Raw genomic sequence first — 14,863 nt, forward strand, 5'->3', positions numbered from 1 at the left:
ATCCTCTGATAGTGTAAATTTGCCTTCTATCTCTACAATTTCTTCCCACATACTCTTTGCTATCAGCTCTTTTTAAGTCCTTACTAAACGGAGATTTTCAGATATAAAAATAAACCTGAACCATTAACAAACACTCCATAAGCATTTCACATAATAATTCAGGTTATTAATTCTTGTTTCTAAGGCTTGTTTTATTTTGCTACTCGGCTTTGTAATACTTGAATTCTTTTAGCTAATTTTTGTTTCCATTCATCCGCTAGTGCATCTACAGCTAAAATTCGCTGCATTGCCTCAGCATCTTTATTTTGGAAATACACTTCATTACAATGTAACACTGAAATACGCGCAGGATCTTTTTCGATAAGCTCAATTGGTGAATCCGCATATATTGTTCCTTCTTCCAGTACACGTGCAAGAAATCCTGTATAACCTGTTTCAATTAAACGCTTCAATAAAATATTTGCCTCTGTATATTTATCAATCGTGCTACACGGCACACGTCCCTGAGTGATTTGAATCACTGTTTCACCGATTTTATAAATATCACCAATACAAATATCCGCTTCGGTCATATTGGTTACAGTTAAGTTCTCACCAAATGCTGCTACTGGCAATGTTTTCCCAAGCTCCTGCTCCCACTGAGGATAATGCTCTGCTGGATATAAACAAACAGCACGATCTGGACCACCATGATGCTTTTTATCTGCCACATCATCTCCCTCAAAGCCACATGCTGCTAAATAAACCTCAGGTACAGCCTGCTTTTTAATTCCTGTTATTACTGTACGTCCATTGCCATAATGGAGCTCCTGTGGCATACCAACAGCAAGTGTATGAATTGTTGCTATATTTTTTTCCATATGTATCCCCCTCATCCAAGCCTTGTAGCCTGCACTTAGTTTACTATAATTAGCACTTTATCAGTTATTTTTTTATGTAACAACCTCTTATTGCTAAGTTCAGATAGATGTTGTTGCCTTAAATTAAAGACTCCAAAATATTAGTGCCTATGTATGATATAGTGCTAGAGTATGGCTTGAAATTGCTAATTCCAATCGTCTTGTCCTCACTAAAGTATTTTAAATAACTCCTACTTAATTTTAAGATAAAAAGCTGTATCCAAAATAAAAGGATAGACGCAAATAGAATTCACTGCATCTATACTGCAAACTCTACTACAACACAAATACAGCTTTTTTCTTTTCAGTATTACATATTACTTTTATTGTGCTGTATAGCCACCATCTAAAATAATTGCCTGACCAGTCATACCTTTAGCAGAATCACTCGCTAAATAAAGAGCTAAATCTGTAATTTCCTTTACATCCAGTAATCTTTTTTGTGGAACAAGGGGGTATAATACTTCTGCTAGCACTTGTTCGACTTTAATATGACGTGTTTTGGCTAAATCTTCAAATTGATTTCTAACAAGTGCGGTATCCACATATCCTGGACAAATTGCATTCACAGTAATTGAATCTGTGGCAGTTTCCAAAGCTGCGACTTTTGTTAAGCCGATTACACCATGCTTTGCTGAATTGTAGGCTGCTTTTCCAGCAAACCCAATAACACCATTAATCGAAGCCATATTAATAATTCGACCAAATTGCTGATTTCTCATATGTGGCAATGCATATTTCATTGCAATAAATGGTGCAGTTAACATTATTTTTACAAGTAATTCAAATTTTTCTGTAGGAAAATCCTCAATCATAGATACGTGCTGCATACCTGCGTTGTTAATTAAAATATCGAGACGTCCAAAAGTAGCTACAGTAAATTTAATAGCATGCTCAATGTCCGCTTCCTTTGTAACATCACAAACAATTCCTTTAGCCTGTCCCTGTAACTGAGCAACTGCATTATCTACTGCTTCTTGCGTTAAATCGGAAATAACAACGTATGCTCCAGCTTCAACAAATGCCTTAGCAATATCCAAGCCAATGCCTCTCGCTGCTCCAGTAATAAATAAAACCTTCCCCTTCATAACAACATCTCTCCTCACCTACTAAATTAAATAGCTGTCCAGCCACCATCTACTTTAATTGTTTCGCCTGTCACAAAATTCGCCAAATTTGATGCTAAATACAAGACAGCTCCTGAAATATCTTGCGGCTGTGCAAGCTCTCCCAATAAAATTCGCTTTTCTACATCCGTTTTAAAGGCTTGGTCTGTAAACATTTTTTCTGTTAACTCTGTTTCAATAAATGTTGGTGCCACAGCATTTACTTTTATACCGCATTGAGCCCACTCCACTGCCAATGCTTTTGTTAGTTGCACAAGACCACCTTTACTAGAGCAGTAAGCAGCACGTTTATAATAGCCTACAAACGCCATTTGCGAAGCAATATTAATGATTTTACCGCTCTTTTGAGCTATCATATATTTTGCTGCTGCCTGGCTAGTAAAAAAGGCTGACTTTAAGTTCAAATTTAAAACCGTATCCCAATCATCTTCTGTTACTTCCATAGCTGGTTTAGCAATATTGACACCTGCATTATTCACCAATATATCTATTGTTTCAAATGCCGCGACAGCCTTTTCTATTAATGATTTCGTATTTGTAACTTGGCTTAAATCACCTTGCACAGCTAAGCATCTGTCATTAAAAACCTGTAACTCTTGCAGTGTTGCATCGAGGCTTGCTTGATCACGTCCAGCAATGACAACATTCGCATTCAATCTCGCAAATGTTAAGGCAATATCTTTGCCAATCCCTTTGTTTCCCCCTGTCACAATAACAGTTTTGCCCGCTAGTTCAGAAAAGAAGTTCGTCATTATTCCTTCTCCTTTCTTATTTTTACATCATTTTTCAAAAAATGAATTAATGTTTGCTCACGTTCTGTATTTTTCTGTACGGAAAAATCAGCATCCCAAGTGTAAAAGCCTTCACCACTTTTATCACCAAGCTTTCCTTCATCCACTAGCTTTGTCAGCACCGTGCCTGATTGTGATACGGTACTTAAATCTTCAAATAAGTAATTTGAAATAGCAGAGAATACATCTAAACCTCCCATATCTGCTGTCATTAATGGACCTGTTACTGGTAGACGTCTTCCAATACTATACGTAACTGCTGCATCGATATCTTCTTTTGTAGCTACACCTGCATCAAGAATCGACTGTGCCTCACGAAACAGCGCATACTGAAGTCGATTTCCTATAAAACCCGGTATTTCTTTATGAAGTAGGATAGGATGCTTGTGCATTGCCTTCATAACTTGCATAGCACGTTCTACTGTTGCTAAATTTGTCTGCTCTCCTTTCACTACTTCAACTAAAGGAATTAAATGTGCAGGGTTCCAAAAGTGGGTAACAATTAGTCGTTCTGGGTGCTGCATATTCTCTGCCAATAAGCTAGGCTTAAAACCCGAGGTATTGCTTGCAATCACAACATTTTCGTTGATAACGCTTTCAATTTTTTGATATATATCCTTTTTTAAATCCAAAATTTCTGGAATTGCTTCAATAATAAACGTAGCATGCATAATCACTTCATCTAGCTGATCAGATAAAATAATATTTTGTTGAATATGATTAGCTTCCTCCTTCTTCAACATATCATTAGCACATAATACATTTATTTTTTGCTGCAATCCTTTTTTTGCATTATGAATATCTTGCTGATTCATCCCGTGCATCTTTACTTGCATACCTGCCCAAGCCGCTGATAATGCAATTGAATGCCCCATCGTTCCACAGCCAATAATTGAGATCGTTTCCATACTGATTACCCCTTTTCTTTTTTGAAATCTTGAGCTAAACTTCAACTTGCCCAACAAATATTTTTAGATATTATTCACTGTCAAAAAAGTGTAAATAGCTGCCGAGAAATGCCAGAGTTCACCTGTTTTCCCGACAGCCTTCTATCCTAAATTACTTAAATGCCTATACCCATAGAAAATAAAATAACTGCTAAAATAACGCCTAAAAGCGGAACTACTACAGTTAATGCACCAAACGCAGGATATGCATCTTTATGAGCTTCACCTGCAATCGAACGAATCGTCGTTACAACATAGCCACCTTGAGGTAGAGAATCAAGTGAGCCTGAAGAAATAGCTACTGTTCTGTGCAATGCCTCTGCATTAACCCCTAAATCTAAATAGTGTGGTGCTAATAACGGTAGAGCAATAGCTTGTCCACCTGAGGATGAACCCGTTAAACCAGCAATTACCGCAACAGCTAAAGCGCCGCCAATAAGAGGGCTTCCAGGAATATCTGTCATAAAGTTTACGGCTGTTTCAAAGGCAGGTGTTGCTTTTACTACGCCACCAAATCCTACAACCGCTGCTGTATTAGCAATAGCAATAACAGCGCCTAATGCCCCTTCTCCAAAAGCCTGACCGATATTTTTGAAATACTTTCGATTAATGATATATGTCGAAATAATACCGCCTGTCAACGCAATAATTAGCGCAGAAGTGCCTAACGAATCATGGAAAATAAACGAAATAATCAATACGACTAATAATGGAAGCATACTTAATAATGGATTTGGTAATGCTGTACGATTCGTACCGGAAGGATCGGTTTCTCTACTAACAAAGCGTTCACCCTTCGCTACAGCTTTGGCAATCATCTTTTTTAACCACCAATAGCCAAATACCATCATAAATACTGCTACGATAAAGCTGACCTCTGCTCCCGCATATGGAGATGTACCTAAAAATTCAATGGGAATCCAGTTTTGAATTTCTGGTGAGCCTGCTGAAGTCATTGTAAAGGTTGTGGAACCAAAGCCAAGAGCTGCTGGAATAAAGCGTCTTGGCAAATCTGCCTGTTTAAACAGGCTCAGTGCCATAGGATAGACCGAAAACGCTACAACAAATAAACTAACGCCGCCATATGTTAATACCGCACAGGCAATCACGACTGCTAGAGCAGCTCGCTTCATACCGATTTTATTTACAATCCATTGCGATACACTATCAGCCGCTCCGCTATCCTCCATTACTTTACCAAATATTGCACCTGTTAAAAACATTAAATACCAAGATGCAATAAAGCCTGTAAATCCTGTCATATAGTTCGTTAAAAAGTTGGCTGCACCTTCTTCAGCTAGCTGTGGAAATAACGGCAAACCATTTAAAATCCCAACTAATATCGCTGTTATCGGTGCTGCAATCAGAAGGTTCATCCCCTTCATTGTCAAATAAATCAACAAAGCCAATCCACCAAATAAACCGATCATGCCTAACATTCTACTTCCCCCAGTCCTCTCAGCGATGTTTTACTTTTTACTGTATCTTCTTACACGAAGTAGCGCTTGTTCTGCATGACCTGCAAAATTCTCTAATTGGCATAAACGTGCAGCATACTCCCCTATATAGGCACTTGCTTCTGGTGTAACCTTTTGATAAGTAACTGTTTTGATGAACTTACCTACCCATAAACCACCTGTATAACGAGCAGCTCCTTTTGTTGGTAAAGTATGATTTGTACCAATTACTTTATCACCATATGCTACATTTGTTTCTGGACCTAAGAATAAACATCCATAATTTGTCATATTATCAAGGAAATAATCTGGATCTTCCGTTAAAATTTCAACATGCTCAAATGCCAAACGATCCGCTTCAATGCACGCTTCCTCAATAGAGTCCACTAATAAAATTTGACCATAATCTTCCCATGAAACTCTAGCAACATCAGCAGTTGGTAATGTTTCCAGTTGACGCTCAATTTCCTTTACGGTCTCCTCAGCTAACTCTTTTGATGTTGTGATAAGTGCTCCTGGTGATGTTGGTCCATGCTCACCTTGTCCTAAAATATCTGTTGCCACCATTTCTGCATCGGCTGTATGATCTGCCACTACCAATGTTTCAGTTGGACCAGCAAATAAATCGATTCCCACACGTCCATATAACTGACGTTTCGCCTCTGCTACGAATGCATTACCCGGTCCAACAATCATATCGACAGATTGGATTGTTTCCGTTCCAATCGCCATTGCAGCCATTGCTTGAATGCCACCTAATAAATAAATTTCATCTGCCCCAGCTAATGACATTGCTGCAATTGTTGCATGAGGAATTTCTCCATTAATCGGTGGTGTACAAGCAATCACTCGTTTTACACCTGCTACTTTCGCTGTTAAAACACTCATATGAGCAGAAGCCACCATTGGATAACGTCCACCAGGAATATAGCAGCCTACACTATTCACAGGAATATTTTTATGACCTAGAATCACTCCTGGAATATTCTCTACTTCTACATCATGCAAAGAAGCAAGCTGAGCCTCAGCAAATTCTCGAATATTTTTTTGAGCAAATTGAATATCCTTAATTACATTCTCAGGTACCTTGGAAACGATTTCATTTATTTGTGCCTGTGTTAGACGAAATGATTCAGGTGACCACTTATCAAATTTTTCTGATAATTCACGCACGGCTTTATCGCCTCGGGTTTCTACATCTTTAATTGCCTCTGCCACAATTTGTGACACTTTATAATCATTTGCACTTACCTCTTCTTGTGATTTCCCTGCTTTTAAAATTTGCATTTTTCTTATTCTCCTTCCGAAAATCTCATATTTTCAAAAAATGAAATAATTGCATACGTATGCAAAAATCTATATAGAGAAGGTTATGCTAAAACCTTCAGTTAGTCAACCCCCTTTTATGTTGTTTTTCGAACAATTAATTTTCCATCGATTTCAATATTTTTAGCAAACCCAGTATAATGCTCAATTTCCTTAATTAAATAAGCCATCGTTTCTGCAATCATTTTATCTATTGGTTGTTCCCAAGTTGTTAAATTGTAAGTTGGCCAAGCAGCCATTTCAATATTGTCAAATCCAACGACCTTTGTATCAAATGGAATCGAAATATTATTTTCTCGTAAAGCATCAAGCACACCTAAAGCCATAATATCATTTGCCACAAAAAATCCATCTGGTAAATGTTTTTTTGCAATAATTTCATTTGCTATATCATAACCGCCTTTATAGGTGTAGTCAGATGAATATTTCTCTAATTGAATATGATGTTTTTTTAGAATAGTAGTAAACCCTTTTTCACGTTCTATACTTGTCGATGTATTTGCATTACCAGCAATATAAGCTAATGTGGAGCAACCTTCTGCAATTAGAAATTCGCCAATAGCCTCACTTGCATTTAAATTATTACAGCACACAGAGTAAAAACTACTCTTCTCAATCTTTCGGTTAAATAGAACTACAGGAATTTTATTATCTTTAAATTCCTCCATTGCATTTAAAGATAACGTGGCATCTGTAATAATAACAGCTGCTACATGATAATTTAGTAATATATCAATATCATCCTTTTGAATTTCATCATTATTGGTATGAACAAATAAAATACTATAGCCTATTTTTTTAAATTCAGAGGTAAATTGCTTTAACACTTCCGGATAAAAGGGGTTCTGTACTCCTTTCATCACTAATCCAATGATTTTGGTTCGATTTGTAATAAGACTACGTGCAAATTCATTTGGTCGATAGCCTAGTTCCTTTGCTGCCTCCAATACCTTCTCCCTTGTTTTTTGGGATACTGATGCCCCCTCAAAATATACTCTTGAAACAGAGGATTGTGAAACCCCTGCTAATTTTGCAACATCTTTTGCTGTAACCTTTTGGGTCAAAATCACCCCACCCTTTCATACTAAATTGTTTAAATTTAAAACAGTATTATACTGTCTAATAATACTTTCGGAAAACTGTATGCCGTATTTCTAATTATTTGATAAAAGCGAATCACAAAAACCTACCCAGACCTTTTTCTTAGTCCAACAGGCATTTAGACACCTGTTAAGCCAGCATACACATAACAAATTATGCTATACTATAAGAAAAATATGGTATCTAAGGGGAGACTATGCAGTGAAATTAATTCTGCTTCATGGGCTTGGACAAACCATAGTGTCTTGGCACGCTGTTTGTGAGAAGCTTAAGGAAATAGATGTTGTATTATATCCATTATTTCACGAAATTAATAATAGTGATGAACTTAATTTAGATGTTTTAAATCAACAGCTTTCTTTATTTTTAAGAAAAATAAACGAACCCTATATCCTTTGTGGTTTATCACTGGGAGCCGTTTTAACGTTACAACAAGCAGTGCAAGGCTCACCACTGTTAAAAGGCTTTATCGTCTCCGCACCCCAATTTGCGCCAAACAAATTTTTGTTAAGCATACAAACAATGGTCTTTAAATGCCTGCCTAAGAAAACGTTTGACACGATAGGCATCACAAAAAAGCAAGCCATCTCTCTAATGGATTCTATAAAAAACTTACATCTACAACAACAATTACAAGTAATTACCCTACCAGCTATGATTATTTGTGGTTCAAAAGATAAAGTCAATTTAAAGGCAGCCAAACAATTAGCAACTATATTACATAATGCCACTTTACGAATAATAAACAATGGTGGACATGAGCTAAACTCTACGTATCCTCATGAATTTGCACAAGAAATTCATCATTTCTTTATAAAAAATCAATTTCTCCCATCTACTTAACTTAATTTTTTCTTCAAATACTATAAAAGCTTAGCAACATCCTTCAACAGGGGCTGCTAAGTTTTTTGCTTCTATGTAGAGAAATTTAGTGTTCTTATACACTAGTGTTACAATTTACTTCATGCATAGAAAGGTCAAATTATCATTGTAGACCGCTTATGGTGATGACAAAATTATTTGAACTTAAAAATTAGCATGAAATCTCCCATCCTTATATATATCCATTAATACACTAGACTCAATATCATTTTTTAATTCCAGCTCCCCCTATACTTAAACCTTCTAATCTACGTGTTTTTCCTGTCCATTGTCTCCAACAATTAAGGAAAAATTGCCTTCAAAATTTAGAACTTTACTCTCAAACCTCTTAAAACTTTTCAGATGCAAACTAGTAATACGCATGTATACATTTCTTCCTCACTTAATCAATCTGAAGCTTACCATTATTATAAATATAACCAAACCTTTTTAAAATCAATACTGCTATTTAATAATACCAAGAGTAGCTAAGGAGCTGTTCACACCAAGATCACAAACAGAGATAAGTAATTAAACTATTTAGCTATGAACAGCATTCGCGCAATATCGTACAAGAAAAAAGAAAAGATAGATGTTATTATTTGAGAATCATCACTGATGGAGCAGGGGGCAATCAAATGAAAGGTGAAACTAGAATCGTTTATCAAGATACTAATTTAGGTATAGAAGCATATCAATTTAAGGGCATTATGCAAAAATTCCCTCCTCATTTTCATGAGTATTACGTGATAGGTTATATCGAAAAAGGAAAACGTCATCTTATTTGTCAGGGAGAAGCTTACACGATACATCCTGGAGATTTACTGCTATTCAATCCATATGACATACATAGCTGTGAGCAGATCGATGGAAAAGTCTTGGATTACCGTTGTCTTAATATAAGCCCAACAATCATGAAAAAACTAATCGTAGAAATTCAGGGAATTGCACAACCCCCATACTTCCAACACAATGTTCTATCTCAAAGTGATATTGTAGATATTCTTAGAGAGTCACATATGGCCATACTGCAACAGGAAAAGGAATTTAGGAAAGAGGAGCTTTTTTTAAATTTAATAGAAAAACTGATTCAAACAAATGCTGATCTCCCTATCCGGTCAGACACAGTAGAAATATCACCAGAAATCGAGGTAATAGCGAATTACTTGGAGGAAAACTATCAACGAACAATTAATCTGGAAGAGTTAAGAGCATTAACAGGATGGAGTAAATATCATCTGTTAAGGACATTTACTAAACAAAAGGGCATTTCACCCTATAGCTATCTGGAAACAATTCGCATTAATCATGCAAAAAAACTTTTAGAAAAAGGGATTCGACCCATCGACGTTAGCTTTTTAACAGGATTTAGTGACCAAAGCCACTTTACAAAATTTTTTAAAAGAACATTTGGTTTAACCCCTAAACAATATCTAAAAAGTTTTGAAACAAAAGAAGTAATGTGAATGAGCATAACAAAATAAATCGAAAGCCTTCCGCTACTAACATAATATTTCACAAATGAAACGACAAGGAGATGAAAAATGGACAATTTAGTAGCCTATATACTAATGGCATTAGTAATGACTATGCTGCCTGGCACAGATACAATATTGATTATAAAAAACACACTAAACCACGGTGCCAGAGCTGGGCGTTATACTATACTTGGAATGGCGACTGGGCTTCTTTTCTGGACAATCATTACTGTGTTAGGCTTGTCTATTATTATTGCCCAATCAGCCTTGCTTTTTAATATCATTAAATATTTAGGTGCAGCTTATTTATGCTATTTAGGAATAAGAGCATTATTCACACAAGCGACTTTGTCATTGGAAGAGTTCAAAACAGCCCAAGCCTCTGATCAAAACGCTTATTTGCAAGGGGCAATTAGCAATATACTTAACCCCAAAACGATTTTAGTGTATATCACATTTATGCCGCAATTTATTGATTTGAATGCCAACATCAAACAGCAATTGATCGTTTTAGGATTCATTCTTACATTGATTGCAGTGAGCTGGTTTTTACTAGTCGTGTATTTCATGGATATTGCGAAGAAATGGATGAAAAAACCGCTGTTCCAAAATATCTTTCAAAAGTTTGCAGGCATTCTGCTAATTAGCCTTGCTGTAAAGACAGCGACTTAATTATTCACTCAAAATAATAATTCATCATATAGGTAAATTAAACCAATTACAAATATTTTATCCTTGTAAATATTTGAACGTACAAATTGGTAGCATCGTGTTTCATCTATTAACCAATCATATTTTCATTTTAGTTCGTCTAAGCTAACTGAAAAGTCTACGTGTTCATTGATTTGCCGAAGCATATGATCTTTTGAAATGTTTATGCCATATTCGGACAGACTGTTGGTTGGAAATCATGGTCGCCTCATCTCTGGTTACTAAGATACGTGAAATGAAAGAAACAGCGATTGTGGGAATATAAAGCCTTTCCCATAATCGCTTTTGTAATCTTTCGGACTTTTTCAGCTACCTCGTGCATTACTGAACTCATTTTATCCAAGCTGGCTAAATTTTAGGGGGCACTTCAAGTTTCCTTTAGATAATGATTTCTAAATTTATCGTACAGATTTAAGAGCAGTTGACCAAGCAACCACATCATCAATTAACTCACCAAATCGTGGTTTATGAACTTCCAACGGTTTGAAAGTTGTCATATTTTCAAAGTCATTAAATAAACTAAATGCACCTTGTGGTTCCACAGTCGCTACTTTTAAATTGGCTAACGTTGTACGTAGTGCAAGTGAAGCTGCAATACCTAAGGTAGAGCCATAACTTACGATAGCAGCTGCTTTGTGATGCCACTCCTTACCTAAGTAATCTAAATGATCTTTAAGACCCGAAGGAATATTTTTATTGTACTCAGGTGTCACAAAAATAAAGCCGTCAAACTCGTCAATCTTCTTTGACCAAGCATTGTGCGCTTCTGTGGCATATTTTTTATTTGCCATAAGCGGTGGAATTGCTTCGTTAAAGCGCCCAAGCCCACTTTCTTTAATATCAATTATTTCAAATACTGCATCTGTACCTCTATTATTTGCAAAATTTTCAACCCATTCTGCAACTTGTAAGTTAACACGCACATCACGGGTGCTTCCTGTAATAATACCAATTTTAGTCATGCTTTAACCCTCCATATAAACCTATATTGTTGAATCAAATAATAAGATTGTATCAATTTGATTACTATGGTTATAATAAATCCAAAGTTTCCTTTTTGGAATAAGGCACTTTAATTAAACATAGTCACTTTTAGGAAACCATTAAGCATAAAGGGCTTAAATATACTATACGAGGAGATTTAAAAATGACAAATCAACCTGAGGGTGAAAATTGTAGAGAGCTTCAAGCTGCATTAGATATTATTGTTGGTAAGTGGAAGCCGATCATTTTATTCTATCTTATGGAGAATGAAAAATTACGTTTTAGCGAACTGCAACGAGCTATTCCGGAAATTACTAAAAAAATGTTAACTTCACAATTAAGAGAATTAGAATATAATAGCATTGTTCATCGGGAAGTTTATCAACAAGTACCTCCAAAAGTGGAATATTCAATGACGGAGTACGGACGTGGATTAATACCATTATTAGTATCTATGAGAAGTTGGGGAATGGAACATTTGCGATATTTGGAAGATCTATATGGGAAAGATTATGAAAAGTTGAAGAAAAATTAAATCTACTTATTACAGAAATAAATAATTAGGATGAAATGTATGCAAAGCAACAGGAGCAGGTACAGAAGACTCCCACCTCTACAGGGACGAGCTGAATACGAGTTGTTTATATATTCAGGGGGCGTCCAGCAAGATAAATGCCTCGGCGTATGTCATGGATGTTGAGGCCTACACGATGTGAAATGCTCCCTGTCAAGTAGACACTGGAAATAAGAAAAATGCTTTAACCGGCATGGACCTTGTACTCTAGGGGTTCAAACCGTTTAATGTTTCTTGGTAACGTTCGTTGTTATAGAACTTGATGTACGTATTGATGGCGTGCTTTAATGCCTCAAACGATTCAAATTTATGTAAATAATACTTTTCTACACTTTAATCGGTCCATTATCGATACAACGACCTACTCTCAACATACTGTATGTCCATCCTGCTTGCTCCATAATTTGCTTGAATTCCTTTGATGTATATTGATACCCACGATCACTATATAAAAACGGAAACCCCTCTTTTGACTACTGACGAATAGCGGGTCTTAACGTCTTAAAAACAAGGTCATTATTATTGGAATGCCCCAATACATCACTCACAATCGACTTGTCATAGAGGTCAATAATTGCACTTAAATATGCCTTTTGCCCGTTGCTATATTTGAACTCTGTCATGTCTGTGTATCATTTTTGATTCGATTTTTCCGCCGTAAATTTGCGAGTTACTCTATTTTCAGCCACGTAATCCGGTTTTACTTTTCGATACTTTTTTGGGCGACATCGAATCACTGCCTCTAAACCGCATATTTGCACCAGGTAATAAACTCGTTTCTTATTGACTTTCGCTAAGCTCTCTTTTTCACGCTGGCAATTAATCGTCAACGTCATGCGGCGATAGCCGTAAATCCCATCTACTTGTGTATATAAATACTGGATAAATGCCACAAGCTGTTCATTCTCCAATTCTCGCACTATGGGTTGACGGTTTAGCCATTTGTAATAAGCTGCACAGGATACCTTGGCGATTTGACAGAGTAAGACAATGGATACATTTTCCGTCTTCGCTAGTTCTTGAATCGCGATGTAACGACTCTGAATGCAAATTCTATTTAATGACATCTCCTTTCGATTTCCTCTAACTTTTTAACAGTAAATTCTCTGCATGCAATCGTTCATTTTCCCGTGCCATCTGTTGAATTTTTAAACGTAATTCATCTTCTTGCATACGCTCTTCTGCCCGTTTTGTACGACCACGGCGATCTTGAAGGGCCTCTTCGCCAACCTATTCAAATTTACGCACCCATTGATAGACCTGCTGGCAGGACTCTCCATATTGCTCGGCAGTTTCTTGATAATTCTTCTCGTTCGCTAGGCAAACTTTGATGATTTTAATATGTTCTTCTACGGTTGTTTTTCTTCCTTTCGTCATAGCTTGGCTCATTCCTTTACCTGAATCATTTCATTCACTATGGCTCGTATAGATTTTCAACCACTTTTGAATACGGATAAACCGCTAATTCCATATTTGGCGAGAATGTCAAACATGGAGTAGTTCTTCGTTATACAGCACGCAGCTTCAATTCTTCTGAGTATTTCTTAGGGCGCATCAAAGCTTCTACCCGTCGTATTTATAAAGAGCATGCTAGGCATATAGAGTAGTCATGTTTACAGAAAACATCATGCAGATTTCTTCGAGAGTATGAGACCTTCCTCTAAATGTTGAAGTACTAAAATTTTTACATCGGGTGAAAATGATTTTTTAGGCATGAAAAAACTCCCCATTTGATAAACAGATTTTATTTCTTAATCTGTCTACCTAATAAGGAGCATATCATAATCAACGCTTGGCATTTTTATTCGTTAAAGCATCATCATTCACGTTTACGAGCGACTACTGCTAATCGACCATTGTCAGTTGAGTACTCGCAGGTGGACAGAACAATCAGCTTATCTCCATATTGTGCTGTCACATTTGTGTCATAAAGTGCGAGCTGTTTAATATTTTGAATATACGAACCAAATGCTTCTGGCGTCGTTATCTGCTTAATTCGATAATATTTAAAAACGTCCTCCGTCTGGTTGTACACCTGTGATAAAATAACGGCTATGATTTCATATTCTTCCTGCTCGTACAGTGAACTAAACTGGAACGTTGTATGCTCCTTATAGTAGCTTTCCTTTTTGTACTTTTCCAACTCTGCAAACATTGATCCGCTTTTCATATGATGCCCATGAATAAGCAAAATAGTGGACCCATCTATCTGGCTATGCTCATCCAAAAAGGGAAGCCCATTTTTGTTTTTCTCTCGATCGAAGCCATGGTTAAGATAATACTGTGCATTCTGTTGATTCTGCATAATTGGATAATCAATACGAGTGCCGTCTATTTTCAGCCAACCAATAATATCTGAATTTTGCCTATAAAGCTCTTGAAACTCGGGAAGCATTGTCGGCTTTTGTATCTTTGTACTAACAGGTTTAGTTGTTCTCTCATCGTTCGTTTTTTCTTTATAACGTATTTCTGCTAGTTCTTTTATCTGCTGATTTTCAGTGTAATCTTGCAAGTAATTTTTTGTAAGAGCCACAAGCGAATAAACAAGCAAAACTGTGAAAAAGGCGATAAGAAATTTTCTTATTTTACTCATCTTCTTACCGCCTT

Annotated in this window: 16 protein-coding genes; 4 read left to right on the plus strand and 12 right to left on the minus strand. The window is 36.4% G+C overall.

All coding sequences use genetic code 11. From position 1 onward, the window contains the following. Positions 1 to 191 precede the first annotated feature (191 nt). The 7 genes from MHB44_RS20030 to MHB44_RS20060 form a co-directional block, all read right to left on the minus strand. On the minus strand, positions 192 to 860 hold the full coding sequence (locus tag MHB44_RS20030) for an MOSC domain-containing protein (RefSeq protein WP_341300573.1): 669 nt from the start codon (positions 858 to 860) through the stop codon (positions 192 to 194). A 362-nt stretch (positions 861 to 1,222) separates the two neighbouring features. After that, complete coding sequence (locus MHB44_RS20035) at positions 1,223 to 1,987, minus strand: 3-hydroxybutyrate dehydrogenase (RefSeq protein WP_341300574.1); 765 nt, start codon at positions 1,985 to 1,987, stop codon at positions 1,223 to 1,225. Positions 1,988 to 2,013: 26 nt separating this feature from the next. Continuing rightward, positions 2,014 to 2,778: an SDR family NAD(P)-dependent oxidoreductase gene (locus tag MHB44_RS20040; RefSeq protein ID WP_341300575.1), complete on the minus strand. Its 765-nt coding sequence runs from the start codon at positions 2,776 to 2,778 to the stop codon at positions 2,014 to 2,016. Continuing rightward, complete coding sequence (locus MHB44_RS20045; protein WP_341300576.1) at positions 2,778 to 3,725, minus strand: 3-hydroxyacyl-CoA dehydrogenase NAD-binding domain-containing protein; 948 nt, start codon at positions 3,723 to 3,725, stop codon at positions 2,778 to 2,780. The genes MHB44_RS20040 and MHB44_RS20045 overlap by 1 nt, the downstream gene beginning before the upstream one ends. Before the next feature lie 155 nt (positions 3,726 to 3,880). Next, the gene (locus MHB44_RS20050; RefSeq protein WP_341300577.1) at positions 3,881 to 5,203 is read right to left on the minus strand and encodes an SLC13 family permease; all 1,323 of its coding nucleotides are present in this window, start codon (positions 5,201 to 5,203) and stop codon (positions 3,881 to 3,883) included. Between the two features lie 30 nt (positions 5,204 to 5,233). Continuing rightward, positions 5,234 to 6,508 (minus strand): histidinol dehydrogenase, encoded by a 1,275-nt coding sequence (hisD, locus tag MHB44_RS20055; RefSeq protein ID WP_341300578.1) that lies wholly within the window; start codon positions 6,506 to 6,508, stop codon positions 5,234 to 5,236. Positions 6,509 to 6,624: 116 nt separating this feature from the next. Further along, positions 6,625 to 7,611 carry a LacI family DNA-binding transcriptional regulator gene (locus MHB44_RS20060; RefSeq protein ID WP_053995355.1) on the minus strand — a complete coding sequence of 329 codons (987 nt, stop codon included), beginning with the start codon at positions 7,609 to 7,611 and terminating at the stop codon, positions 6,625 to 6,627. A gap of 238 nt (positions 7,612 to 7,849) precedes the next feature. On the opposite strand from MHB44_RS20060, the gene MHB44_RS20065 reads away from it, so the two are divergent. The 3 genes from MHB44_RS20065 (at position 7,850) to MHB44_RS20075 (ending at position 10,659) form a co-directional block, all read left to right on the plus strand. Continuing rightward, the gene (locus MHB44_RS20065) at positions 7,850 to 8,491 is read left to right on the plus strand and encodes a hypothetical protein (protein ID WP_341300579.1); all 642 of its coding nucleotides are present in this window, start codon (positions 7,850 to 7,852) and stop codon (positions 8,489 to 8,491) included. A 656-nt stretch (positions 8,492 to 9,147) separates the two neighbouring features. After that, positions 9,148 to 9,975 carry an AraC family ligand binding domain-containing protein gene (locus tag MHB44_RS20070; protein ID WP_341300580.1) on the plus strand — a complete coding sequence of 276 codons (828 nt, stop codon included), beginning with the start codon at positions 9,148 to 9,150 and terminating at the stop codon, positions 9,973 to 9,975. A gap of 78 nt (positions 9,976 to 10,053) precedes the next feature. After that, positions 10,054 to 10,659 (plus strand): LysE family transporter, encoded by a 606-nt coding sequence (locus tag MHB44_RS20075; RefSeq protein ID WP_341300581.1) that lies wholly within the window; start codon positions 10,054 to 10,056, stop codon positions 10,657 to 10,659. Between the two features lie 437 nt (positions 10,660 to 11,096). Here the strand turns inward: MHB44_RS20075 and MHB44_RS20080 are convergent, their stop codons facing one another. Next, positions 11,097 to 11,660 (minus strand): NAD(P)H-dependent oxidoreductase, encoded by a 564-nt coding sequence (locus tag MHB44_RS20080; protein WP_341300582.1) that lies wholly within the window; start codon positions 11,658 to 11,660, stop codon positions 11,097 to 11,099. Positions 11,661 to 11,845: 185 nt separating this feature from the next. Here MHB44_RS20080 and MHB44_RS20085 point away from each other — a divergent pair, with 185 nt between their 5' ends. Continuing rightward, the gene (locus tag MHB44_RS20085) at positions 11,846 to 12,217 is read left to right on the plus strand and encodes a helix-turn-helix domain-containing protein (protein WP_341300583.1); all 372 of its coding nucleotides are present in this window, start codon (positions 11,846 to 11,848) and stop codon (positions 12,215 to 12,217) included. A 512-nt stretch (positions 12,218 to 12,729) separates the two neighbouring features. On the opposite strand, the gene MHB44_RS20090 is transcribed toward MHB44_RS20085, so the two are convergent. From MHB44_RS20090 to srtB, 4 genes are all read right to left on the minus strand, one after another. Beyond that, positions 12,730 to 12,879 (minus strand): hypothetical protein, encoded by a 150-nt coding sequence (locus MHB44_RS20090; RefSeq protein ID WP_341300584.1) that lies wholly within the window; start codon positions 12,877 to 12,879, stop codon positions 12,730 to 12,732. A 9-nt stretch (positions 12,880 to 12,888) separates the two neighbouring features. Then, a complete protein-coding gene (locus MHB44_RS20095) occupies positions 12,889 to 13,323 on the minus strand; it encodes an IS3 family transposase (RefSeq protein WP_341300585.1) in 435 nt (144 codons plus the stop codon). Between the two features lie 163 nt (positions 13,324 to 13,486). Further along, positions 13,487 to 13,633, minus strand: coding sequence for a helix-turn-helix domain-containing protein (locus tag MHB44_RS20100; protein WP_341300586.1), 147 nt, complete (start codon positions 13,631 to 13,633; stop codon positions 13,487 to 13,489). 442 nt (positions 13,634 to 14,075) lie between these two features. Next, a complete protein-coding gene (srtB, locus tag MHB44_RS20105) occupies positions 14,076 to 14,849 on the minus strand; it encodes a class B sortase (protein ID WP_341300587.1) in 774 nt (257 codons plus the stop codon). Positions 14,850 to 14,863 lie beyond the last annotated feature (14 nt).

This window comes from Lysinibacillus sp. FSL H8-0500 (assembly GCF_038051955.1).
GTDB classification, from domain to species: Bacteria; Bacillota; Bacilli; order Bacillales_A; family Planococcaceae; genus Lysinibacillus; species Lysinibacillus macroides.